Source organism: Parablautia sp. Marseille-Q6255 (genome assembly GCF_951230155.1).
Lineage (GTDB): Bacteria > Bacillota > Clostridia > Lachnospirales > Lachnospiraceae > Choladousia.
Genome location: NZ_CATNVD010000015.1, coordinates 68,882 through 93,070 on the forward strand (window position 1 = coordinate 68,882; position 24,189 = coordinate 93,070).

Below are 24,189 nucleotides of genomic sequence, written 5' to 3' on the forward strand. Positions count from 1 at the left end.
GGATCGAACTTCAAGCAATTTATGACAAAAAAGAACTTCTTTTTTTGTAGCAGACCACGGAACAGGAATTGCCAAAGAAGATCAACCTTTTATCTTTGATCGTTTTTACTGCGCTGATAAATCCAGAACAGAAAAACAACACTTCGGGCTTGGACTTAGCATTGCAAAGGAACTGGCGGAGCTCCTAGGCGGTAAAATTGGCTTTTTAGAAACAGAGGGAGGCGGAGCAACTTTTTATCTAACGCTTCCCGTTTCATAATTTCTCAAATAAGTAAAGCTATCTAAAGTGAAATGCACATTATGTTTCAGATAGCTTTACTTACTTGAATATAGCCACATATGTATCGAAAATCCACTATAGATGAAAGGTTTGAAAAGAAACACTGCAAACGTACATCTTTTAATCTCACCGTTTGCACAGATAAAATACGAACCTGATATGTTGAGTACAGAAGAAAAAACCGCCAACTCCTTAATCCTTAATTCTGTATCTGCGATTTTTGACTGCTTTGATCTTAGCGTCCTTGGACTGGCGATGGAAACAAATACTTTATATCCCTGATATAACCCAAAAATCAAAAATATCAATGCCAATGCAAAAAATCTTCCTTTTACCTGCGCCCATATCCATTTTCGCATATCGTTTTCTTATAAAAAGAGCTGTGCAATAAGGATCACAAACCAGACAACGAGTAAAAGACCGTCAACGTGTGCCAGCAGTTTGAACGCTCTGTTTTCCGGCACCTTACCGCCAAAAATGGGATTGTCCAAATACACGCAATTGGTAACTATGATCAGCAAAGAATAATTCGATGCAAGGCTGGTATTTCCCCTGTACAGAGAAAGGAAGTATCCTGCAAAAGCGATAAAAATGACAGGCAGCATTACCATGTGACTTGATAAGATAGATTTTGTTTTCATAAAAAAGACCTCCTGTTGTTTTGTTTTCCTGAGATAACTATAACAAACAGAAGGTCATACGGCTCATTTTTTACGCGGATTGCCCGTTTGGTTTCACGAACGGTATTATTTTTCTTTTATACTTTGTTTTTGCTGTGCGTTATACTCTGTTTTCGCTCTTCTTGATAAAGGACACTCCTCTCCATTGTCCAGAATAACAGCCTGGCGTTTCAGATCCACTGCCTGAATGCGGTTACGGTTTACCAGGAAACCTCTGTGGCAGCGCCAGAAATCCTCTCCCATCTCTTCTGCGAAATGTTCCAGACTGCTGTTAAATTCCAGCAGTTCATTATCCAGATGAAGACAGAGTGTGTGCTTAAATCCCAGAGCTTCAAAATAAAGAATTGTCTCTACCGGAATATGGCGGACTGTGTCAAACAACCGGATTGTACAGTATCTTCCATTCTTTGGCCGTTCACTGGCCAGACGCTCCTGAATACTTGTCAGGCACGCTCTGACCCGAACTGCCATCGCATCATAATTGCCTTTTACAATATAGTCCAGCGCCTCCAGCCGTAGTCGGAAGGTTTCAAACGCCAGATCATTATGCGCTGTGATAAATATAATAAAGCCCCGCGGATCGTGAAGCCTTAACTTTTGTGCCAGTTCCAGTCCGCTCATCCTTCCCGGAAAATCAATGTCAAGAAAATATACCGCCGGTATTGTATCCTTCTTTTGAAGGTCCAACAATTTTTCAGGTGTATCTGTCACACGGACAGGTCCCATATCTCCATTCAGTATGGTGATCTGGTTTGAAATAATATGTTCCAGTCTGTCACTGATGGTTTTTTCATCATCACATATGTAAATTGGAATCATTTCTCTTCTCTCCTATGCTGCCGGAAGCCGCAATTCCTGCACAAAATATCCGTCTTTTAAGCAGGTTCTTGTGACACAGCCTTTGTATCGGGATACGATACGCCGGTAACTGGTAAGCCCTGTGCCATGACCATTTCCTTTTGTCGTATAGCCTCTCTGGGAAAGCGCAGATAACTCCGGCGTTTTTTCGTAATTATTAGAAACTGCAATATACAATTCCGTTTTTTCCTGAAGAAGGACAATCCGCACGGTTCCGTCCGTCGGTGGCACTGCCTCCATTGCATTATCAATCAGAATCCCCAGGCCCCGGAGCAGATCTTCCGTTTCCATTACAACTTTGGTATCAACCGGATAGAGTACCTCAAGTGCGGAATGTATTCCTCTTTTTCGCATATCTGCCAGCTTTGTGGTCAGCAAAGAGCGCAGCGGATAAAGCCCGATATTGTTCAATCCATCCATCTGCTGGATTTCCTGTCCCAGCTTTTCATCAAAATAGCTGCTGGTCTTTTTCATAAAATCCTGGATCCCTGCAAGATCCCCTTCCTGTGCCTGCAAGGTAAGACCGGAAAACAGATTTGTGAAATCATGGCGGAATGCGCGTATCTCCTGCTGCAATTCTTCCAAAAGCGCCATATGCGCCTGATGCTGCGCAATCGTTTCTTCCTGCGCCCGGATCTTATCCTGCCCTGCCGCATACATTGCCAGAAACTGTACCCAGAATAAAGCTGCTACGATGAGAGCAAAAAAGAAAATATTATAACCTATCCCCGGCGTTGTATCCGGATACATAAAAGTCAATACCTGCCAGATACACATCAGTACAAAGCTGAACGACAAAGTTCCAATTGCCCACGGCTTTTTGGAAAACAAATGAGAAAAGTACCGATAGAAACTACTTTTTCTTAAAATCGGTACCACAATCGCAGCACTCAGCAGCACCGCAAGGTACGGAATATAGATTGTGATAAACGTATACAGATACATACCGCCGAATGTTGGGCTATAGTAAGCTGTCACTTCCATCAGGACGGAATTTGCTGTATATGCGATAAAGTTTCCTAAAAATGCAGCCGCTAATCCCTGCCAGAAATCAGCGCCCAAACATCGGCGCAGTACAAGTGCCAATATCACAGCATGCAACAGATTCCCTAATGTGCCATTTAAAAGATTTATAATGTTTGCATACTGAAAGATTCCCATCGTTACTTCCAATACTGCTATCACTGCATATATCATTGCGTTTGCCAGCAGATAGTAGACTGTATAAATCAGGCACGGAACAGCCTTTATCTTTTTCCCTAAAATTCCGGATGCCAGAGCGTATAACCCGATCCCGAAACATACAAAAGAAAATCCGACTGAAAACAGCCGAAACGAGAGTGGCATAATAAAATCCTCCTGTTAAAAAAATATCCGAGCTCTATTATAGCTAATGCTTTCGTGCGGTGCAACACGAAATTCTTTCCGTAACAAACTTTTTGTGTTTTAAATTCACCTCGCATATTTGAAAGCGTGTAGTCTTATTCCATACTGTCTACCATTTTTTTTATCATCTCCATGGAAGTCCTGCCGCATATCGTATAGCGGATACCATCTGCCACAAATACCGCACATTTTTCTGAAATGTAATTTGTCTCCATGTCATTACCTGCTGTATCCTGAATAAGATTCACCTTGTAACCCTGTTTAGAGGTATAGCATTCCGCTGAGTTCGGTGTCTATTTTCTGTTTGATTTCTTTACGTTCCATACCCTGCCTCCTTCAAAATTTCCCCAAGTTTTTTTCTGGCACGACTCACACGCTGTATCGTTGCATTCTCTGATCTTCCGATGTTCTGCTGCCATTCCTTTTCTTCCCTCCTTTTATCTCTTAGACACAGTAGTCAGCCAAAATATTACGTTGTGCCGGAAATTAAAAAACTGCCGATTTACAATAAAACGCTGTAAACCGGCAGTTTTGGGCTTTCATTTGTATTTCTCCTGATTATTCATTTTCGCCCGTTTCTTTATAAGCTTGTTTCTTAAACCATTTCTGAAATTCTGCAGCCAAAGAACCTGAAGAAAATTTTACTTTGCGTTTTTTGCCATCTATATCCTCATACAGCACATAATAGACTTTTCCTCTGGCATGTTCTGCGATCTCTGTTTCTGCCTGGTATCGTTGGATACATCGGATATACTTTCTGTGACAGAGAATAAATCCGCCCCGGTCACAGGTCAGATACCAGTCTCTTTCCCATTTTGGACGATCCTGATCCGTCCGATCCTTCCAGTAAATACCAAGTCGGCGTTCCTGCTTCCATGCGTTTATCAAACTGAACAGGGGGATACCATACGAAGATAGGATCACCAGGGCAAGACAAAAAAGTATAATTTTTATTCCTTCCGGATCGGAGCGCCTGTAAAACAGTACAAGAAAGCCTATGGCGATACAGGCAATCAATAAAATAATAAACATAGTAAAACCGGACCATAAAAATATTCTGGTCAGAGAAGCGTCATAGATTGTTTTTTCTCTTTTTTTGCTGTTTGTCATTTCCCTTTTCTCCCGCGTTCTCTCTTTCGGTCATTTCAGTGCCAGTTTTGCAAGTCTGGTTTCTCCCCATGGCGTCTTCAATATGGTGTCATTCCCAATGATCCCGGCGCGTACAACCTCGACAGGTTCTTCGAGCTCAGAAATTCTGATGCCGTTTATGCAGGCATTAGCCTGAAACGCATCAAAATTTTGAAATATCTGATCCTGAAATACAAAGGAAATATTTTCTTTTCGCTCTTCTGCATCCGGAGGAATTACGCAGGATCCCATAAGATACGCTTCTCCCTGATAATGAAATTCTATCAGGGTAAAAGACAGATCTGCGTCATAGTCCGATCGAATGAGTTCCATTATATCTTTAGCCTTAATCCATAAAGGTTTCTGCTCTTTCTTTTTAAGTCCAAACATAACTTTCTATCCCCCTGCTGTTCTTTGCCAAAAGCCCGCCATCAGGCTTTCGACAGCTTTTTTATATTATACTTCATTCGCCTAAAGAATAAAAGATATTTTCTCTGCACTAAGTAATCATAGCTTCAGATAATATCAGAAAATGATTCTGCAATAATAAGAACGGACTTCTCCTATCTCGAAAGCAGCTTTACAAGCCTTTCGGAAGCTTCTTTTGTGTCCTCTGGCGCCCCGAAAGTTGAAAATCGGAAATAGTTTTCTCCACAGGATCCGAAGCCTTCACCCGGCGTTCCTACCACCTGTATTTCATGAAGCAGATAATCAAAAAATTCCCAGCTTCCCATCCCTTCCGGACACTTCATCCAAATATAGGGGGCATTTTTTCCGCCGCAATACCAGATACCAAGCTGGTCGAGCGCTTTCATCAGTACTTTGGCGTTTTCCTTATATATCCGGATATTTTCATGGATCTGTTTCTGGCCTTCTTCCGTAAAAACTGCCGCACCGCCTTTCTGGATAATATAAGAAACGCCGTTTGTTTTTGTCGTACGGTTACGCACCCACATGTCATTCAGATTCATTCCGGCTCGTTTGAGCGCTTTCGGGATTACCGTATAGCCAAGTCTTGTTCCTGTAAAACCGGCTGTCTTTGATAAAGAACAGATTTCAATCGCACACGTTTTGGCTCCTTTCAGTTCGTATATACTGTGAGGAAGGCTTTCATCCTCGATGAAAGCCTCATATGCCGCATCAAACAGTATGACAGCTCCTTTTTGATTTGCAAAATCCACCCATGCCTGCAGCTGGCTTCGGGAGAAAACTGCCCCGGTCGGGTTGTTTGGTGAACAGATATAGAGGATATCTGCTTCAATTTCCTCAGTTGGCTCAGGCAAAAAGCTGTTTTCCTCCCCGGATGCCAGATGGAGAATCTTTCGTCCTGCCATCACGTTTGCATCTACATATGCCGGATACGCCGGTTCGATCACCAGAGAAGCATTCGACCGGTCAAATAAATCCAGAATATCGCCCAGTTCATCACTTGCACCGCTCGAAACAAAAATCTCCTCCGGTGAAAGATGAACCGCTCTTTTTTCATAATACTTTGCGATCGCCTCTCTCAAAAACGGTGCTCCGCACTCAGGCATATATCCATGAAAAGTCGTTTTAGAAGCCTGATCCTGCACGGCTTCATACAGCGCTTTGATCACCGCATCGCACAGGGGCAGGGAAACGTCTCCGATTCCCATTCTTAAAAGCTCTGTTCCGGGATGCTGTTCTGTATACGCCTTTGTTTTCTGAGCAATATTATAAAAGAGATAGGAATCCTTTAATTCGTTGTAATACATATTCGGTCTGATCATAATGCGCTCCTCCTGTTATTTATGCATCTATCGTTGATACGCCTATTGTCACTTCCTCCAGAACATCTAACAGCACTTTCACCGTGTCCAGGGATGTGAGCATGGTGATATTGCTCTGTGTTGCTGCACTTCGTATCGCGGCGCCGTCTTCATAATGGATCCCGGAAAGAATTGCCCTCGTATTGATGACATAGCTGACATATCCGGCTCTGATCGCATCCAATATCTCGCTGCTTCCCTCCGACGGTTTTCCAAGTGTGCGGGTGCGTATTCCGTTCTGTTTTAAATATTCTGCGGTAAGAGATGTCGCTTCTATATTAAATCCCATATCATAAAAACGCCGGATAAGCGGAAGCGCTTCTTTCTTGTCCTCATCGGCAAGTGTTACAATGACTGTACCATAGTTCTGCACACGAATACCGGACGCGATCATGGCTTTATACATTGCCCGATGCAGCTTCGTATCGTATCCGATCGCCTCTCCCGTAGACTTCATCTCCGGTGAGAGGTAAGCGTCCATACCGCCTAACTTTGCAAAGGAAAATGCCGGAACTTTTACGTACCATCGCTTTTTTTCTTCTGGATAGATTTCGGAGATTCCCTGTTCCTGCAGACGCTTTCCCAATATGACCTTCGTGGCGATATCAGCTAAAGGATATCCTGTAGCCTTTGATAAAAACGGAACCGTTCTTGAGGATCGTGGATTCACCTCGATGATATATACATGCTCCTGTTTGTCCACGATAAACTGGATATTATACAGTCCGATAATCCCAATGCCGATGCCAAGCCTCTTTGCATAGTCCAGAATCGTCTCCTTTACCTTTTCTGAAATACTAAACGTCGGATATACGCTTATCGAATCGCCGGAATGAATGCCTGTTCTTTCCACCAGTTCCATGATTCCAGGGACAAATACGTCTGTTCCATCACAGACAGCGTCTATTTCCACTTCTTTTCCGCAAATATATTTGTCTACCAGTACCGGCCTGTCTTCGTCTATTTCTACTGCTGTTTTCAGATAATTCCGAAGATCCTTCTCCCTTGCCACGATCTGCATAGCTCTTCCTCCAAGCACGAAGCTTGGTCGTACCAGCACCGGATAGCCGATCTCTTCTGCTGCTTTTACGCCTTCTTCTATATTTGTTACTGCGCGGCCTTTCGGCTGCGGGATTCCAAGTTCTGAGAGCAGCTTTTCAAATGCGTCCCTGTTTTCCGCTTTTTCTATCGCCTCGCAGTTCGTGCCGATCAGTTTCACACCGCGTTCCCTTAGCGGCTCTGCCAGATTGATCGCTGTCTGCCCGCCAAGAGATGCAAGGATCCCGTCCGGCTTTTCCAGCTCGATCACATTCATTACATCTTCTATGCAAAGCGGTTCAAAGTACAGCTTGTCCGACGTCGTATAATCCGTAGATACAGTTTCCGGATTATTATTAATAATGATCGCCTCATATCCGGCTTCTCTGATTGTTTTTACTGCGTGTACCGTAGAATAATCAAATTCCACCCCCTGTCCGATACGGATCGGTCCGGCTCCCAGCACAAGGATCTTCTTTTTGTCCTCTGCGACAGATTCATTTTCCTCTTCATAAGTAGAATAAAAATACGGAACGTAGCTTCCGAACTCCGAAGCGCAGGTGTCGATCATTTTGTAGACCGGGAAAATGCCATGTACCTTGCGCATTTTATAAACATCCGTCTCTTTTATATTCCATAGTTGTCCAATTGCCCAGTCTGAAAAGCCGCTCTTCTTTGCCTGATACAAAAGAGCCGTATTTCCGGCATTTTCCTTCAGGTCTGTTTCCATATCTATGATATTCTTTATCTTGTCCAGAAAAAACAGGTCAATTTGCGTACACTCCCTGACGGCAGATACCGGTTCTCCCATTCTCAGTAACTGTGCGATGGCAAAGATCCGGTCATCTGTACCATTTTTGATGTATTCCATCAGAGCCGCCCTGTCTTTTTCTGCAAACTTTTCCATATACAGATGAATTGCGCCCGTTTCCAGTGATCGGATTGCCTTTAACAGACTTTCCTCAAAGGTTCTGCCGATACTCATTACTTCGCCTGTCGCTTTCATCTGCGTGCCCAGTTTCTGATCGGCATCTGCAAATTTGTCAAACGGAAACCGCGGCATTTTTGTCACTACATAATCCAGCGCCGGTTCAAAAGCGGCCGGTGTATTCACGAGCATGATCTCGTCCAAAGTCATTCCTATGCTGATCTTGGCGGATACTCTCGCGATCGGATATCCGCTTGCTTTAGACGCTAAAGCTGACGAACGGGAAACTCTCGGATTCACCTCGATAAGGTAATACTGAAAAGATTCCGGGTCAAGCGCAAACTGTACATTACAGCCTCCCTCCACCTTCAATGCGCGGATAATCTTTAATGCGCTGTCGCGCAGCATCTGGTACTCTTTATTGGTCAGCGTTTGCGACGGGCACACCACAATGGAGTCGCCCGTATGGATTCCTACCGGATCCAGATTTTCCATATTGCAGACGGTAATTGCTGTGTCATTCGAATCGCGGAGCACTTCGTATTCGATTTCTTTAAAGCCCTTGATGCTCTTCTCGATCAGTACCTGGTGAACCGGAGATAAAGAGAGCGCATTTTTGATCAGTCCGAAAAATTCCTGCTCATCATCTGCAAAACCGCCTCCTGTCCCGCCAAGCGTAAATGCCGGGCGCAGTACGACCGGATAGCCGATCCTGCGCGCTGCCTGTACCGCCTCCTCTGCCGTATTGGCAATAACAGACGGAAGCACTGGCTCTCCCAGGCTTTCACAAAGCTCCTTAAACAATTCTCTGTCTTCCGCCCGCTCGATGCTTTTGCTGTCCGTACCCAAAAGTTCAACACGACACTCTTTTAGGATTCCTTTTTTTTCAAGCTGCATTGCCAGATTCAGTCCCGTCTGTCCTCCGATTCCCGGTACGATAGCATCGGGGCGCTCATGTCGGATGATCTTTGCCACATATTCCAGTGTCAGCGGCTCCATATAGACCTTATCCGCCACTGCAGTATCCGTCATAATCGTTGCAGGATTCGAATTGCAGAGCACGACCTCGTATCCCTCTTCTTTCAATGCGAGACATGCCTGCGTACCTGCATAATCAAATTCCGCCGCCTGCCCGATCACAATTGGTCCGGAACCAATGACAAGTATTTTCTTTAGATCAGTTCTTTTTGCCACGCCTTGTTCCCTCCATCGTTTCTATGAACTTCTCAAACAGATACCCGCTATCCTGCGGTCCGGGCGCACTTTCCGGATGATACTGCACACAAAATACCTTATCCTCCTCACAGGCAACGCCCTCTACTGTCTGATCCAGCAGGTTCAAATGCGTTACTTTCAGACTGGTATCTGCAAGACTTTCCGCGTCCACTGCATAAGAGTGGTTCTGAGAGGTAATCTCGATCCTTCCTGTCAGCAGATTTTTTACAGGATGGTTCCCTCCCCTGTGTCCGTATTTCAGCTTATAGGTCCTTGCTCCATATGCAAGAGAAATAATCTGATGTCCAAGACAGATACCAAAAACAGGGTATTTCCCCCTCAATTCTTTCACCAGCTCAATAACCGGCTGTACGTCCGTCGGATTTCCAGGTCCGTTTGAGAGAAAGATGCCGTCCGGTTCCCATCGTTCGATCTCCCGTGCAGAAGTGTCCCATGGAAATACAGTCACATTGCAGCCTCTTTGATTCAGGCTTCTTACGATGTTCTGTTTCATGCCGCAGTCAATGGCTGCTACCCGATACTGCCCGTTTAAAACAGGATATTGCTCAATTTTTTTCCTGCTTACAAGCGCTACCGCATCTTTCGGTATTTCAAAAGTATTCAGCCTTTGAAGCCCGTCCTGCAAGGACGTATCAACAGCAGTGAGCAGTGCCTTTCTGCTCCCGAGATCCCGGATCGAGCGTACCAGTTTCCTTGTATCTATTCCGTAAATCCCCGGAATCCGATATTTTTCCATAATCTCGGAAAGCGTATACCTACTGCGGAAATTGGATGGCAGATCGTTATAATCTCTTACCGCTAATCCCCCGATCGTCGGAGTCCTGGTTTCAAAATCTTCTTCCGTTATCCCGTAATTTCCGATCAGCGGGTAGGCCATCACTACGGTCTGATACGTGTAAGAAGGGTCAGAAATAATTTCCGGATATCCTACTGGAGAAGTATTAAATACAATTTCAGTCACTTTCTCATCATTCGATCCAAACCCGTATCCGCAATATTCGCTGCCGTCTTCAAGAATCAGTTTTCTGTCAAATTTTTTCATAATATGTACTCCTCACTCTTTATCCCTGTCGGACTGATTCTGCATCCTCCCGCTCAGACAGCTTTCTTTCAAAACGATCTTTCCGAAGATCTGTCGGGATTTTCGTCGGATATTTTCCATGAAAACAGGCGGCACAGTAATCTTCGCTTCCAATCAGCTGATCAAGTCTGTTTACGTCCAGATACCCCAGAGAATCAGCTCCGATCATCTGCGCAATCTCCTCCGCACTATAATGGCAGGCAATCAGATTTTCTTCAGAATCAATATCGGTGCCGTAATAGCAAGGATGCAGGAAGGGAGGCGAAGAAATTCTCATGTGTATTTCCTTTGCCCCGGCATCACGCAAAAGTCTCACGATACGTCTGCTGGTCGTTCCCCTTACAATCGAATCATCAATGAGAACGACCCGCTTTCCTTCTACGACACTTTTTATAGGCGAGAGCTTTATCCTGACCTTATCCAGGCGATCTTTCTGTCCCGGTGAAATGAACGTTCTTCCGATATATCTGTTTTTCATCAGTCCGATCCCATAAGGAATCCCCGATCCTTTGGCATAGCCCAGCGCCGCGTCCAGTCCGCTGTCCGGAACGCCGATCACAATATCTGCTTCTGCCGGATAGCTCTTTGCCAACAGCTCGCCTGCTCTCACCCGTGCTTCATGGACAGATACACCGTCTATATCCGAATCCGGTCTTGCAAAATAAATGTATTCAAAAATACACGTATTCTTCTTCTTTTTTCTACAATGCTCCTTTCTTGACGCTACCCCGTCTTTGCTAAATACAAGAATTTCACCGGGAAGCAGGTCTTTAATGAATCTGGCTCCAACTGCCGACAAGGCGCAGCTTTCCGACGCCACCACATACGTGCCGTCCGGCATCTGCCCATAACAAAGCGGGCGGAATCCATGGGGATCTCTTGCCGCGATCAGCTTTGCAGACGACATCAGAATAAAGGAATAGGCCCCCTCCAGCAGATTCATCGCATTGCTCACTGCTTCTTCTATACTTGGCGTCATCAGTCTTTCACGTGTGATCACATAAGCGATCGTTTCTGTATCACTGGTCGAATGAAAGATCGCGCCGGATAATTCCAGCGCATCGCGAAGCTCCAGCGCATTGCTCAGATTCCCGTTATGTGCCAGAGCCATCTTTCCTTTCTGGTGATTCACTTCGACAGGCTGACAATTGTTCCGCGTCGCTGCGCCTGTTGTTCCGTATCTCACGTGCCCTACAGCCATAGTCCCATTCGGCAGACGGGCAAGTGTATCTTTTGAAAACACTTCGCTGACCAGACCGAGATCTTTATAAGAAAAGAATAAGCCGTCGTCATTTACTACTATTCCGCAGCTTTCCTGTCCCCTGTGCTGCAGCGCATACAGACCGTAGTAGACAATCTGTGCAGTATTTTCTTTTTTTGCACTCATCACTCCAAACACGCCGCATTCCTCATGAATAGCCATCTTCCTGCTCTCCTTCCAAAAACAAAAGTGTGCTTCATACGTTTTCTTTATTCTACTGTAACGGATTTCGCCAGATTTCTCGGTTTATCGATATCACAGCCTCTGTTCAGAGCAACATAATACGCAAAAAGCTGTAACGGTATCACGCCAAGAACCGGCTGTAAAAGGGGATGAGTCTCTGGCAGCACAAACAGTTCTGAGGACTGGCTGCCGATCAGCTGCGCCGTCAGTTCTGTAGTTATGGCAATCACCTCCGCGCCTCTGGACCTTACCTCAACAATGTTGGACAGCGTTTTTTCGGCCAGAGGTTCATACATAGCCAGCGCAATTACCAGTGTTCCCGGTTCTATCAGAGAGATTGTTCCGTGCTTCAGCTCTCCTGCCGCATAAGATTCCGAATGAATATACGAGATTTCTTTCAGTTTCAGCGACCCTTCAAGACCAAGCGCATAGTCCACATTTCGTCCAATATAAAAAACACTGTTATGGTTAAAATATCTGGAGGCAGATTTCTGGTAATCTTTCAGATTGTTCAAAACAGCGCTGATCTTTTCGGGCAGCTTCTGAAATTCTCCAACTATTTTTCCATACTCCTCCCGGACGATGATATCTGATTGCTTTGCAAGATATACGCCAAGCAAGAGCAAAAGCACCATCTGCGTCGTATACGCTTTTGTAGTCGCTACAGCGATTTCCGGTCCCGCCCAGGTATAGAGCACATAATCGGATTCTCTCGCTATAGAGCTCCCCATGACATTTACGATCGACAGGACTCTGGATCCCTTCCGCTTCGCTTCCCGAAGCGCTGCCATAGAATCAAGAGTTTCTCCCGACTGACTGATCACGATGACAAGCGCCGACTCCCCGAGCAGCGGTTCGCTGTACCGGAATTCTGATGCCAGCGATGCCTCCACCGGAATGTGGAGAAGCTTTTCGAGGGCATACTTTCCTACCATTCCCACGTGATACGCTGAACCGCATGCCACAATATATATTCTGGAAATATTCTTCAGCAGTTCTTTTGCATCTTTTAATTCTTCCAGCACGATTTCTTTGTCTGCAATCCTGCAGGAGATTGTTTTTCGTACTGCTTCCGGCTGCTCCATGATCTCTTTCAGCATGAAATGCGCATATCCGCATTTTTCTGCTGCGGAGACATCCCACTCAATGGTATGCTTTTCTTTTTCCAGCAAAGATCTGTCTCCGTCAAAGATCCGGACACCTTCAGCCGTAAGGACAGCCACCTCATCGTCCTCCATATAAGTCACCGTTCTTGTATGCGCAAGAAGCGCCGTTGCATCAGAGGCAATGTAATTCCCATCCTCTCCATATCCGATCAGCAGTGGGGCATCCTTTCTCGCTGCGACGATCTGATCCGGAAAATCAGAGCAGAGGATCCCAAGCGCGTATGCACCTTTGATGCGGTTTAACACGTCATATACTGCTTCCAGCAGATCGGACTTTTTTCTATAATAGTATTCCAGCAGCTGGACGATCACCTCCGTATCCGTATCGGAAGAAAATACAAATCCTTTTCGCATAAGAGACTGCTTAATCTCCAGATAATTTTCTATAATCCCGTTATGAACGACCGCAATTTTCCCTCCCTGGCCGACGTGGGGATGTGCGTTCGTATCATTCGGTTCACCATGAGTCGCCCACCTGGTGTGACCTATACCGATATTGCCTGACAAGGGTTCCTGAGTTTCCAGAAGCTTTTGAAGAACAGACAGGCGCCCTTTACTCTTTTTTACCTGTAATGCTCCATCCTCTGATACGACAGCAATGCCTGCTGAATCGTAGCCTCTGTATTCCAATCGTTCCAGACCGTCAAGAAGGACCGGAACGGCCTCCGCTTTTCCCGCAAATCCAATAATTCCGCACATTATTTTACTCCTCTTTTCTTTTTTACTTCCAATGCTGCCGAAATAAATCCGTTAAACAGCGGATGAGCCTGATTTGGCCGGCTCTTAAATTCCGGATGAAACTGTACGCCTACAAAAAACGGGTGTTCCCGCAGTTCTACGGTTTCCACAAGCCTGTCATCCGGTGAGGTTCCGCTGATCACAAGCCCGGCTTCCACCAGTTCTTCACGGTATTTATTGTTAAACTCATACCGATGACGATGACGCTCATGGATCAGCCGTTTTCTGTAGCAGGCTTCTATTCTGGTATCTGCCTTGATCCTGCACGGATAGCTTCCCAGACGGAGCGTGCCTCCTTTATCGATCTCATCACTTTGTCCCGGCATAAAATCAATGACCTTATGGGCGCACTGTTCGTCAAATTCTCCCGAATGAGCATCTTCTATTTTCAGAACATTTCTTGCAAATTCGATAACGGCAATCTGCATTCCCAGACAGATCCCCAAATAGGGAACCTGATTTTCACGCGCATATTTTGCTGCGAGGATCATTCCTTCAACGCCGCGATTTCCAAATCCCCCCGGAATGATGATCCCGTCCAAATCCTCTAATGTACTGCCTGCATTCTCCTTCGTAATATCCTCTGAATCGATCCAGCGTATTTTTACAAATGTATTCTGCTCATATCCTGCATGGCTCATTGCCTCTGCCACAGACAGATATGCGTCATGAAGCTTTACATACTTTCCAACCAGTCCGATGTGTACTTCCCCGGAACGGTTTCGGATGCGTTCAGCCATCTGTTCCCACTCCTTTAGATCCGGCTTTGGCAAGTCCATGTGGAGCGCTCTGCATACAACATCAGAAAAACCGGCTTTTTCCAGCATCAGGGGAGCTTCATAAAGATTCGGAAGCGTTCTGTTTTCAATCACACAATCCGGTTTCACATTGCAGAAAAGAGAAATTTTCTGAAATATAGACTCTTCCAGCGGTTTATCGGACCGCAGAACGATGATATCAGGGCTGATGCCCATTCCGCGAAGCTCTTTGACAGAATGCTGCGTCGGCTTCGACTTGTGTTCTTCAGATCCGCTCAGATATGGAACCAGCGTCACATGGATAAATAAGCTGTTTGTTTCTCCTACCTCCAGAGAAATCTGACGCACTGCTTCCAGAAACGGCTGCGATTCAATATCTCCGATCGTCCCCCCGATCTCTGTGATCACTACGTCCGCATCCGTTTTTCTCCCCACGCGGTACACAAATTCTTTAATTTCATTTGTGATATGCGGAATGACCTGAACCGTAGAGCCGAGATACTCCCCTCTGCGTTCTTTGTTTAATACATTCCAATAGACCTTCCCGGCCGTCAGGTTAGAATATTTGTTCAGATCTTCATCAATAAACCGTTCATAATGTCCCAGATCGAGATCTGTCTCGGCTCCATCCTCCGTCACATACACTTCGCCGTGCTGATACGGACTCATCGTTCCAGGATCTACATTAATATAGGGATCCAGTTTCTGTGCCGCCACTTTCAGACCTCTCGATTTTAAAAGTCTTCCAAGTGAGGCCGCTGTAATCCCTTTTCCCAGTCCGGATACAACACCTCCGGTCACAAAAATATATTTTGTCATGATTCTCCACTTCCTTACTCAAATTTCTGTACTAAATGAAAGTGATTTCTTTCTATGCTGCTGCCGCGCGATCCAGCGGAGCATTTTGTGCCGCAGAAAGACTTTTTCACATCACTGCGAAAATTTTTTTCTGTGTGACACAAAAAAAGAGGCAAAAACGCCTTTAAGTCTATTCAACTTAAAGACGCCTTTGCCTTCATGCACGTTATTCTACCTCGTATCATTTCACTTGTCAATTTATTATTATGAAAAATTTATTTTCCGCTGTCTCCATAATTGGAAAGAACCCTTGCGGAGGGATCATTTACATCACAGCCTTTCCAATTTTTGTTTGGCATCCAGAAATCCACGATCATCCCGGCCTGTCCCGGATAATACGTTTCAAAGATCTCTCTGTACAGTAAAGATTCCTTTGTAAACGGTCTGGCATACGTATAACGTTTGGATTTTTCCCGGAATTCCGTATCTGTATATTTGCTTTGTGCATATTCCTGCAGATAATCGACCATCGAATGTCCTACCGCATCTGAAAAGGCAGCTTTTTCTCTCCAGAGGATTTCATCCGGCAGATAACCGTCTTCTTCAAAAGCACGGCGCAGCAGGTATTTTCCTTTTCCATATGTGTTGCGCTTCAATTCCGGATCTATTGACAGCACATATCTTACAAAATCCAGATCTCCAAACGGTACTCTGGCCTCCAGTGAATTTACGGAGATGCAGCGGTCTGCACGGAGTACGTCATACATGTGGAGCTCCCGGATCCGTTTCTGTGACTCTTCCTGAAAGGCTGCTGCATCCGGTGCAAAATCTGTATACTTATACCCGAATAACTCGTCAGAGATCTCTCCTGTCAAAAGGACACGGATATCCGTCTGCTCATGGATTGCCTTACACACCAGATACATTCCCACCGAAGCCCGGATCGTCGTAATGTCGTAGGTGCCAAGGATCCGGATAACTGTTTCCAGAGAAGCGATCACCTCCTCCGGTGTCATATAAACCTCTGTATGATCGCTGCCGATATAATCTGCAGCCTGTTTCGCATATTTCAGATCGATCGCATCTTCACTCATACCGATTGCAAAGGTCTTGATCGGTTCTCTGCTTTTCTTTGCCGCAATGGCACAGACCAGCGAGGAATCCAGACCTCCTGAGAGCAGAAATCCTACTTTCGCATCTGCTACGAGACGTTTCTCTACGCCGGCTACAAGCTTGTCATGGATATTTTTGCAGACGGCGTCCAGATCGTCGTGACAAACTGTATCCGCTTTGGCAATATCGCAATAGCAGATAAACGCTCCCTCTTTATAGTAATGCCCCGGAGGAAACGGCATGATCTTATCGGAAAGTCCTACCAGATTTTTTGCCTCACTCGCAAAGATAACAGAGCCGTCTTTATCGTATCCGTAATACAGCGGACGGATCCCGATCGGATCCCGTGCCGCGATAAATTCTCCTGCTGCACCGTCATAAATGACGCAGGCAAACTCCGCATCCAGCATAGCAAACATATCCGTGCCGTATTCGCGGTATAACGGCAAAAGTATTTCGCAGTCTGATTCACTTTCAAACGTATATTTTCCTGACAGCGCTTCCTTCCACTTCTCGAATCCATAAATCTCTCCGTTGCAGATTGCATAATCGTTTTCATACTGAAACGGCTGCATGCCGGACGGAGTAAGACCCATGATGGCCAGCCTGTGAAAGCCCAGCAGACCGCCTCCGACTTCAACCACGCGGGTATCATCTGGTCCTCTTGATATTGTTTCTTTAAATCCTTCCATAAAAGTGTCAAAGGCAGCGCTGCGGCTGCAATAAGCCATAATAGAACACATAGGACAGTACCTCCGTAACTTTATGTGATACGCTATCTTACGCCGAACAGCAGATCCCCATAGGTTGGAAACGGCCAGTATTTCTTTGCCGTTGTCGTTTCCGCTTCATCACAGACAACCCGAAGCTCACTCATTTTTACTAAAACAGCATCTCTGATCCCATAAGCCTGCGTTTCAATTTCGCTGATATCCTGCACTTTTATTACCGCTTCTTTGAGTTCCTCTGCCCTTAGAGCAATCTGTTCTTCCAGCCTTGCAAGCTTCTTGAGCAGACTGGTTTCGTAGCTGCAGGGGAGCGAACTATCCACCTTTTTTTTCGCCGCCGCCGTATTTGCAAGCTCCAGCACATATGCGCTTACTGCAGGTGCAATCTCTGTTTTTGCCATATTGATCATCGTATTCGCTTCGATCAATACGGTCTTGCAATAGTTATCCAGCATGATCTCACACCTTGATTTTAACTCGGCCTCTGAAAACACCTTATGAGAAGTGAGCATCTGTACATTCTTTTCATCAAGCAGATGCGGCATACAATCCGGTGTTGTGCGATAGTTGAGAAGCCCTCTCTTTTCTGTTGCTTCTGTGATCCATGCATCGTCATAGCCGTTTCCGTTGAAAATGATATGCCGGTGGTCTTTGATCGTCTTCCGGATCATTTCATGCAGCTTATCTTCAAAATTTTCCGCCTGTTCCAGTCTGTCGGCATAGATTTTCAGACTTTCTGCCACTGCGCTGTTCAGCATAATGTTTGCACATGCAATACTGTTCGAGGAGCCAAGCATACGAAACTCAAATTTATTTCCGGTAAATGCAAACGGTGAAGTCCGGTTGCGGTCAGTGGTATCGCGGTTGAATTTCGGAAGCACATCCACGCCAAGTTTCATCTGCGCCTTCTTTGCTCCCGCATAGGGCGTATCTGTTTCGATCGCTTCTAACACCGCATTCAGCTCATCCCCAAGGAAGATAGATACTACTGCCGGCGGAGCTTCATTTGCGCCAAGTCTGTGATCATTTCCTGCAGTTGCGACAGAAAGTCGGAGCAGATCCTGATAGTCATCCACTGCTTTGATCACGGCGCAAAGGAACAATAAAAACTGAGCATTTTCATAAGGCGTCTCGCCCGGCGATAACAGGTTTACTCCTTTATCTGTCGCAAGCGACCAGTTGTTATGCTTGCCGCTTCCGTTTACCCCCGCAAATGGTTTTTCATGCAGCAGGCATACAAGCCCGTTCTTTTCCGCAACCTTCTGCATGATCTCCATTGTCAGCTGATTATGGTCGGTCGCGATATTGGTCGTCGTATATATCGGAGCGAGCTCATGCTGTGCCGGCGCTACTTCGTTGTGCTCCGTCTTTGCCAGGATTCCCAGTTTCCATAGCTCCTCGTTAAGTTCTTCCATATAAGCCGCTACTCTTGGTTTGATCACGCCAAAGTAATGATCGTCCATCTCCTGTCCCTTGGGCGGCTTTGCCCCGAAAAGAGTACGTCCTGTAAACCGAAGGTCTTTTCGCTGCTCATACATTTCCTTTGTAATGAGAAAGTATTCCTGTTCCGGTCCTACCGAAGTACGGACACACTTCACATCGTCATTTCCAAACAGATGCAGAATGCGCATCGCCTGTTTGTTCAGGGCTTCCATAGAACGAAGCAGCGGCGTTTTCTTATCAAGAGCCTCACCGCCATAAGAACAGAATGCTGTCGGAATACACAATGTTTTTCCCTTTATAAATGCATAAGATGTAGGATCCCATGCTGTATATCCCCTCGCCTCAAAGGTAGCCCGAAGACCGCCGGATGGAAAGGAAGAAGCGTCCGGCTCCCCCTTGATCAGCTCTTTTCCTGAAAATTCCATGATTACGCCTCCGTCTGGAGAAGGAGAAATAAAGCTGTCATGCTTTTCTGCCGTTACGCCGGTAAGCGGCTGAAACCAGTGTGTATAATGAGTAGCGCCATGCTTCACTGCCCAGTCCTTCATAGCTGCCGCAACCGCATTTGCCACAGTAATGTCAAGCTTTGCTCCTTCATCAATCGTTTTTCTCAACGACTCATACACCTTCGCTGATAAATTTGCTTTCATCACTCTGTCATCAAATACATTACATCCAAAAAATTCTGATACATTTTTCATAATGTCGCTCCTCCTGAATTGGAAAAGGCAAGGGCAGTCTTCATGATACGTTCCTCTGTACATGAAAGACACCCTTGCCTTTTGATTCCTGTTGTATCTGTTTTCCGTGATAAACATAAAGCGTCTCTGAGAACTCCTTCTCAAAGACGCCTTTGCCTTTACGTGTTGGATAATACACCCCGAAAAATCATTTGTCAATCCTTTTTTTATTTCTCCACCTCTGTCACTTCTGCTTCCGGCAATTTGTTTTATTTTAACTTTTTGAAATTCCCTATTGACATCCGAATAAATCAATGTTAGTATCTTTGCTGAATTAATACATTAAACCGTTGAAGCGGAGATAACGGCAATGATGCCTTTACAGAGAGCCTGTGGTGCTGAGAATCAGGCAAGAAACAATTTGTCAAATGGACCGCTGAGGGTGCAGTCAAAAGTGTATTTCTTTACACCCAGTATTCTGCAACGTACAGGCATACGTTAGTTGCCAGGGATATACCTGTATCCCGCTAAGTGCATGGGAGCATTTCCTGTGAAGCAAGGTGGCACCGCGGATCGTGTCGTACTCTTTATGATCGTACGTAATTCGTCCTTGACAGATCATTTATTCTGTCAGGGACTTTTTGCTGTGTAAAAACGCAGCCGTGTAAAAAGCACATTTTTCTCTTTTCAAGTTCCCTGACTCAGAATAAAAGGAACTTATCACTTTATTTTTATGAGGAGGAAACAGCTATGAGAAAAGAAAACATTCCCTACAAAATCTATCTGAATGAATCTGAAATGCCAAAGGCATGGTATAACATGCGTGCCGATATGAAGCAAAAACCGGCGCCGCTGTTAAATCCCGCTACCCGTCAGCCGATGAAAGCCGAAGAACTTGCAGGTGTATTCTGCAGGGATCTGATCGCTCAGGAGCTGGACAATGACACTGCTTACTTTGAAATTCCGGAAGAGATCCGCAATTTTTATAAGATGTACCGTCCATCTCCTCTTGTAAGGGCATATTGTCTGGAAGAAAAACTGGATACTCCTGCGAAAATCTATTACAAGTTTGAAGGAAACAACACCAGCGGCAGCCACAAACTAAACTCAGCCATTGCGCAGGCCTATTATGCAAAAAAACAGGGGCTTAAGGGTGTAACGACAGAAACAGGAGCCGGTCAGTGGGGAACCGCCCTTTCTATGGCGTGCTCCTACTTTGACCTGGATTGCAAGGTGTATATGGTTAAATGCTCTTACGAACAAAAACCATTTCGTCGTGAAGTGATGCGCACATACGGCGCATCCGTCACGCCCTCTCCTTCTGTGGAAACGGAGATCGGAAGAAAGATCCTTGCGCAGCATCCCGGAACTACCGGAAGTCTTGGCTGCGCGATTTCCGAAGCTGTCGAAAAAGCTGTGACAAGTGACGGTTACCGTTATGTCCTTGGCAGTGTTCTCAATCAGGTACTTCTGCATCAATCTGTCATTGGGTTGGAGACAAAAGCTGCGCTTGATAAATTTCATATCGAGCCGGATATCATCATCGGCTGTGCCGGCGGCGGCTCCAACCTGGGCGGTCTTATCGCACCGTTTATGGGTGAAAAGCTCCGCGGAGAAAAAGACTATCGCATCATAGCTGTTGAACCGGCATCCTGCCCCAGCTTTACAAGAGGCGTATATGCCTATGATTTCTGTGATACCGGAATGGTATGCCCTCTTGCAAAAATGTATACGCTTGGCTGTGACTTTATTCCTTCTGCCAACCACGCGGGAGGTCTGCGCTATCACGGCATGAGTTCTACGCTTTCGGAGCTTTACCATCAGGGACTTATGGAAGCCGTCAGCGTAAAGCAGACCGAAGTTTTTGAAGCCGCTGAATATTTTGCACGTGTAGAAGGTATTCTGCCTGCTCCGGAAAGTTCACACGCTATTCGGGCTGCGATCGATGAAGCGCTCAAATGTAAAGAAACGGGCGAAGAAAAAACGATTGTATTCGGCCTTACAGGCACTGGTTACTTTGACATGGTCGCATACGAAAAATACCATAATGGCGACATGACCGATCACATCCCGACAGATGAAGAGCTTGCAACATACCGTGCCAAACTTCCAATGGGACACTGAGCAGATTATTTTTCTCATCTCTTGACAAAAATTACTGTTCGCTGTATAAATATTAAATATGAGCAAAGGCGTTCATTTTCAGGCAGATTATTTCTGCCCTTGAAGTGGACGCCTTTCTTTTTATTTACGCCGAAAGGAAGGTACAGATAGTATGAAAATGGAAGGTCAGGTACGAATCCCTTCCGGATGTGCAATCTCTGCCGTCATATCGAAAGACGGAAATAAGATGTCCGGTGAAATGATCACAAATTCTATGAAACCCATGCACGACAGATCCAACGGACTTGGCGGAGGATTTGCCGGTTATGGCATTTATCCTGCATATAAAGAATTTTATGCATTTCATATGTTCTTTGATACCCGTGATACAAGAAAGAAATGTGAGGCTTTCCTGAAGGAACGTTTTGAGATCGTCCAGTCCGAAATAATTCCGACGCGCAAGATCCCGGCAATCACGGACGAGCCTATTATATGGAGATATTTCGTGGCTCCGCTAAAATCTATTGTAGTATCTTTGCAGCTGGACGAAAAAGAATTTGTTGCCAGAACAGTCATGAAGATCAATGAAGATATGTCTGGAGCCTACGTTTTTTCCAGCGGCAAAAATATGGGAACCTTCAAAGCGGTCGGATTTCCGGAAGATGTCGGAGTCTTTTACAAACTGGACGAGTATGAAGGCTACTCATGGACTGCCCACGGACGGTATCCAACCAACACACCGGGCTGGTGGGGCGGCGCCCATCCTTTTACGCTGCTTGACTATTCTATCGTACATAACGGCGAGATCTCTTCCTATGATGCGAACCGTCGGTTTATTGAAATGTTTGGCTACAAATGCACGCTCCAGACAGACACAGAGGTCATCACCTATATCATGGATTATCTGCTCCGTGTTCAGGGGCTTACTCTCTCAGAAGCTGCAAGCGTTGTTGCAGCGCCGTTTTGGAGTACGATCGATGCAAAGACGGATCTGGAGGATCAGAAAAAGCACAGTTACCTCAGAACGCTTTTCTCCAGCCTGCTTGTGACAGGACCGTTCTCCATTGTTCTGGGCTTTACCGGAGGACTGATGGCTTTGAATGATCGGCTGAAGCTCCGCTCCATGGTAGTTGGTGAGAAGGACGATCTTGTCTTTATAGCCAGCGAAGAAGCCGCTATTCGTACGATGGAAGCAAACGCAGAAAACATCTGGTCTCCCGCCGGAGGCGAACCGGTCATCATAAAGGTGAAGGAGGGAATGTTTTAATGGGAATAGAATTTATTTATCCTGAATTTGAAGTGATCAGAAATAACGACAGATGCATTTCCTGTCAGATATGTGTGCAGCAATGCGCCAATGAAGTCCACAGCTACGATAAAGAACATAAAAGCATGAAATGCGACGAAGCAAAATGTGTAAACTGTCAGCGGTGCGTCTCCTTCTGCCCGACCAGGGCATTGAAAATTGTAAAAAGCGACTGTACTCTTCGGGAAAATGCAAACTGGTCTGATAATACAGTCAAAGAAATATATAAACAGGCGAACAGCGGAGGTGTCCTCCTGTCTTCCATGGGAAACCCGGATCCGTACCCTGTATATTGGGATAAGATCCTGATCAATGCCTCGCAGGTAACAAATCCTTCTATCGATCCTCTGCGTGAGCCAATGGAAACACGGGTTTTTCTCGGGAGGAAACCGCAGAAGGTACGACGATCAGAAAATGGAAAACTGGACTGCAGCCTCCCGCCGCAGCTGGAACTTTCCATGCCTGTCATGTTCTCTGCCATGAGCTACGGATCTGTCAGCTACAACGCGCATAAATCACTTGCTCTGGCTGCATCTGAGCTTGGTATTTTTTACAATACCGGCGAGGGCGGTCTGCATGAAGATTTTTATTGCTATGGTGAAAATACGATCGTGCAGGTAGCGTCGGGACGTTTCGGTGTCCATGCGGATTTCCTTGAGGCCGGCGCTGCGATTGAAATAAAAATGGGACAGGGGGCAAAACCGGGAATCGGAGGACATCTTCCAGGGACAAAGATCATCGGAGACGTATCGCGTACGAGAATGATCCCGGAGGGTTCCGATGCCATTTCACCGGCTCCGCACCATGACATCTATTCGATTGAAGATTTACGTCAGCTTGTTTTTTCACTGAAAGAAGCCACCGAATATAAAAAACCCATCATCGTCAAAGTGGCTGCTGTTCATAATATCGCTGCTATCGCAAGTGGCATCGCACGCAGCGGAGCTGATATTATCGCGATCGACGGTTTCCGCGGCGGTACAGGTGCTGCACCGACCAGAATCCGGGACAATGTCGGTATTCCAGTCGAACTGGCGCTTGCCTGCGTTGACCAGCGACTTCGTGATGAAAATATCCGCAGCAATGTGTCTCTGATCGTTGGCGGAAGTATCCGAAGTGCCGCTGATGTGGTAAAGGCCGTTGCACTTGGTGCAGATGCCTGTTATGTGGCTACCGCTGCTTTGCTGGCTCTTGGATGCCACCTGTGCCGCACCTGTCAGAGCGGGAAATGCAACTGGGGGATTGCGACCCAGCGTCCTGAACTTGTAAAGAGACTGGAGCCTGAAGCAGGAAGCCAACGTCTGATCCATCTTATGACAGCATGGAAACACGAGATCAAAGAACTGATGGGCGGTATGGGCATTAATTCCATCGAAGCCTTGCGTGGAAACCGTCTCATGCTGCGTGGCATCGGATTAACAGAAAAAGAGCTTGCGATACTTGGTATCCTTCATGCAGGAGAATGATAACGGAAAGAAAGCGGGGGATCCTGCGGCATATTCTTTAG

The 24,189-nt window shown here is 45.9% G+C and carries 18 protein-coding genes; 4 read left to right on the plus strand and 14 right to left on the minus strand.

Features of this window, described 5'->3' with window-relative positions:
* Positions 1 to 91: 91 nt before the first annotated feature.
* Positions 92 to 259, plus strand: coding sequence for an ATP-binding protein (locus QOX44_RS12720; RefSeq protein WP_283683589.1), 168 nt, complete (start codon positions 92 to 94; stop codon positions 257 to 259).
* A 389-nt stretch (positions 260 to 648) separates the two neighbouring features.
* Here QOX44_RS12720 and QOX44_RS12725 read toward each other — a convergent pair whose 3' ends face one another.
* The 14 genes from QOX44_RS12725 to QOX44_RS12790 all read right to left on the minus strand — a co-directional run bounded on the left by QOX44_RS12725 (position 649) and on the right by QOX44_RS12790 (position 19,294).
* On the minus strand, positions 649 to 921 hold the full coding sequence (locus tag QOX44_RS12725) for a hypothetical protein (RefSeq protein ID WP_283683496.1): 273 nt from the start codon (positions 919 to 921) through the stop codon (positions 649 to 651).
* Between the two features lie 105 nt (positions 922 to 1,026).
* The gene (locus tag QOX44_RS12730) at positions 1,027 to 1,779 is read right to left on the minus strand and encodes a LytR/AlgR family response regulator transcription factor (protein ID WP_283683498.1); all 753 of its coding nucleotides are present in this window, start codon (positions 1,777 to 1,779) and stop codon (positions 1,027 to 1,029) included.
* A 12-nt stretch (positions 1,780 to 1,791) separates the two neighbouring features.
* Complete coding sequence (locus tag QOX44_RS12735; RefSeq protein ID WP_283683500.1) at positions 1,792 to 3,165, minus strand: sensor histidine kinase; 1,374 nt, start codon at positions 3,163 to 3,165, stop codon at positions 1,792 to 1,794.
* Positions 3,166 to 3,497: 332 nt separating this feature from the next.
* Complete coding sequence (locus tag QOX44_RS12740) at positions 3,498 to 3,623, minus strand: hypothetical protein (protein WP_283683502.1); 126 nt, start codon at positions 3,621 to 3,623, stop codon at positions 3,498 to 3,500.
* Between the two features lie 139 nt (positions 3,624 to 3,762).
* Positions 3,763 to 4,314 (minus strand): hypothetical protein, encoded by a 552-nt coding sequence (locus QOX44_RS12745; RefSeq protein WP_283683504.1) that lies wholly within the window; start codon positions 4,312 to 4,314, stop codon positions 3,763 to 3,765.
* A gap of 30 nt (positions 4,315 to 4,344) precedes the next feature.
* Positions 4,345 to 4,722 carry a hypothetical protein gene (locus tag QOX44_RS12750; RefSeq protein ID WP_283683506.1) on the minus strand — a complete coding sequence of 126 codons (378 nt, stop codon included), beginning with the start codon at positions 4,720 to 4,722 and terminating at the stop codon, positions 4,345 to 4,347.
* 173 nt (positions 4,723 to 4,895) lie between these two features.
* Entirely contained in the window at positions 4,896 to 6,083 is a 1,188-nt protein-coding gene (locus QOX44_RS12755) for an LL-diaminopimelate aminotransferase (protein WP_283683508.1), read from the minus strand.
* A 19-nt stretch (positions 6,084 to 6,102) separates the two neighbouring features.
* Positions 6,103 to 9,282, minus strand: coding sequence for a carbamoyl-phosphate synthase large subunit (gene carB, locus QOX44_RS12760; RefSeq protein WP_283683510.1), 3,180 nt, complete (start codon positions 9,280 to 9,282; stop codon positions 6,103 to 6,105).
* A complete protein-coding gene (carA, locus tag QOX44_RS12765) occupies positions 9,266 to 10,366 on the minus strand; it encodes a glutamine-hydrolyzing carbamoyl-phosphate synthase small subunit (protein WP_283683512.1) in 1,101 nt (366 codons plus the stop codon). Before carA ends, carB begins: the two co-directional genes overlap by 17 nt.
* 19 nt (positions 10,367 to 10,385) lie before the next feature.
* Positions 10,386 to 11,828: an amidophosphoribosyltransferase gene (purF, locus tag QOX44_RS12770; RefSeq protein WP_283683514.1), complete on the minus strand. Its 1,443-nt coding sequence runs from the start codon at positions 11,826 to 11,828 to the stop codon at positions 10,386 to 10,388.
* A 47-nt stretch (positions 11,829 to 11,875) separates the two neighbouring features.
* A complete protein-coding gene (gene glmS / locus QOX44_RS12775; RefSeq protein ID WP_283683516.1) occupies positions 11,876 to 13,714 on the minus strand; it encodes a glutamine--fructose-6-phosphate transaminase (isomerizing) in 1,839 nt (612 codons plus the stop codon).
* Positions 13,714 to 15,330: a CTP synthase gene (locus tag QOX44_RS12780; RefSeq protein ID WP_283683517.1), complete on the minus strand. Its 1,617-nt coding sequence runs from the start codon at positions 15,328 to 15,330 to the stop codon at positions 13,714 to 13,716. Before QOX44_RS12780 ends, glmS begins: the two co-directional genes overlap by 1 nt.
* A gap of 254 nt (positions 15,331 to 15,584) precedes the next feature.
* Positions 15,585 to 17,165 carry an asparagine synthase B gene (gene asnB, locus QOX44_RS12785; protein WP_283683519.1) on the minus strand — a complete coding sequence of 527 codons (1,581 nt, stop codon included), beginning with the start codon at positions 17,163 to 17,165 and terminating at the stop codon, positions 15,585 to 15,587.
* Positions 17,166 to 17,197: 32 nt separating this feature from the next.
* Positions 17,198 to 19,294, minus strand: coding sequence for a glutamine synthetase III family protein (locus QOX44_RS12790; RefSeq protein ID WP_283683521.1), 2,097 nt, complete (start codon positions 19,292 to 19,294; stop codon positions 17,198 to 17,200).
* 729 nt (positions 19,295 to 20,023) lie between these two features.
* On the opposite strand from QOX44_RS12790, the gene QOX44_RS12795 reads away from it, so the two are divergent.
* The 3 genes from QOX44_RS12795 (at position 20,024) to QOX44_RS12805 (ending at position 24,148) form a co-directional block, all read left to right on the plus strand.
* The gene (locus tag QOX44_RS12795; protein ID WP_283683523.1) at positions 20,024 to 21,397 is read left to right on the plus strand and encodes a TrpB-like pyridoxal phosphate-dependent enzyme; all 1,374 of its coding nucleotides are present in this window, start codon (positions 20,024 to 20,026) and stop codon (positions 21,395 to 21,397) included.
* 151 nt (positions 21,398 to 21,548) lie between these two features.
* Entirely contained in the window at positions 21,549 to 22,643 is a 1,095-nt protein-coding gene (locus QOX44_RS12800; RefSeq protein ID WP_283683525.1) for a class II glutamine amidotransferase, read from the plus strand.
* Positions 22,643 to 24,148 (plus strand): glutamate synthase-related protein, encoded by a 1,506-nt coding sequence (locus QOX44_RS12805; protein WP_283683527.1) that lies wholly within the window; start codon positions 22,643 to 22,645, stop codon positions 24,146 to 24,148. The genes QOX44_RS12800 and QOX44_RS12805 overlap by 1 nt, the downstream gene beginning before the upstream one ends.
* The last annotated feature ends 41 nt before the right edge of the window (positions 24,149 to 24,189 follow it).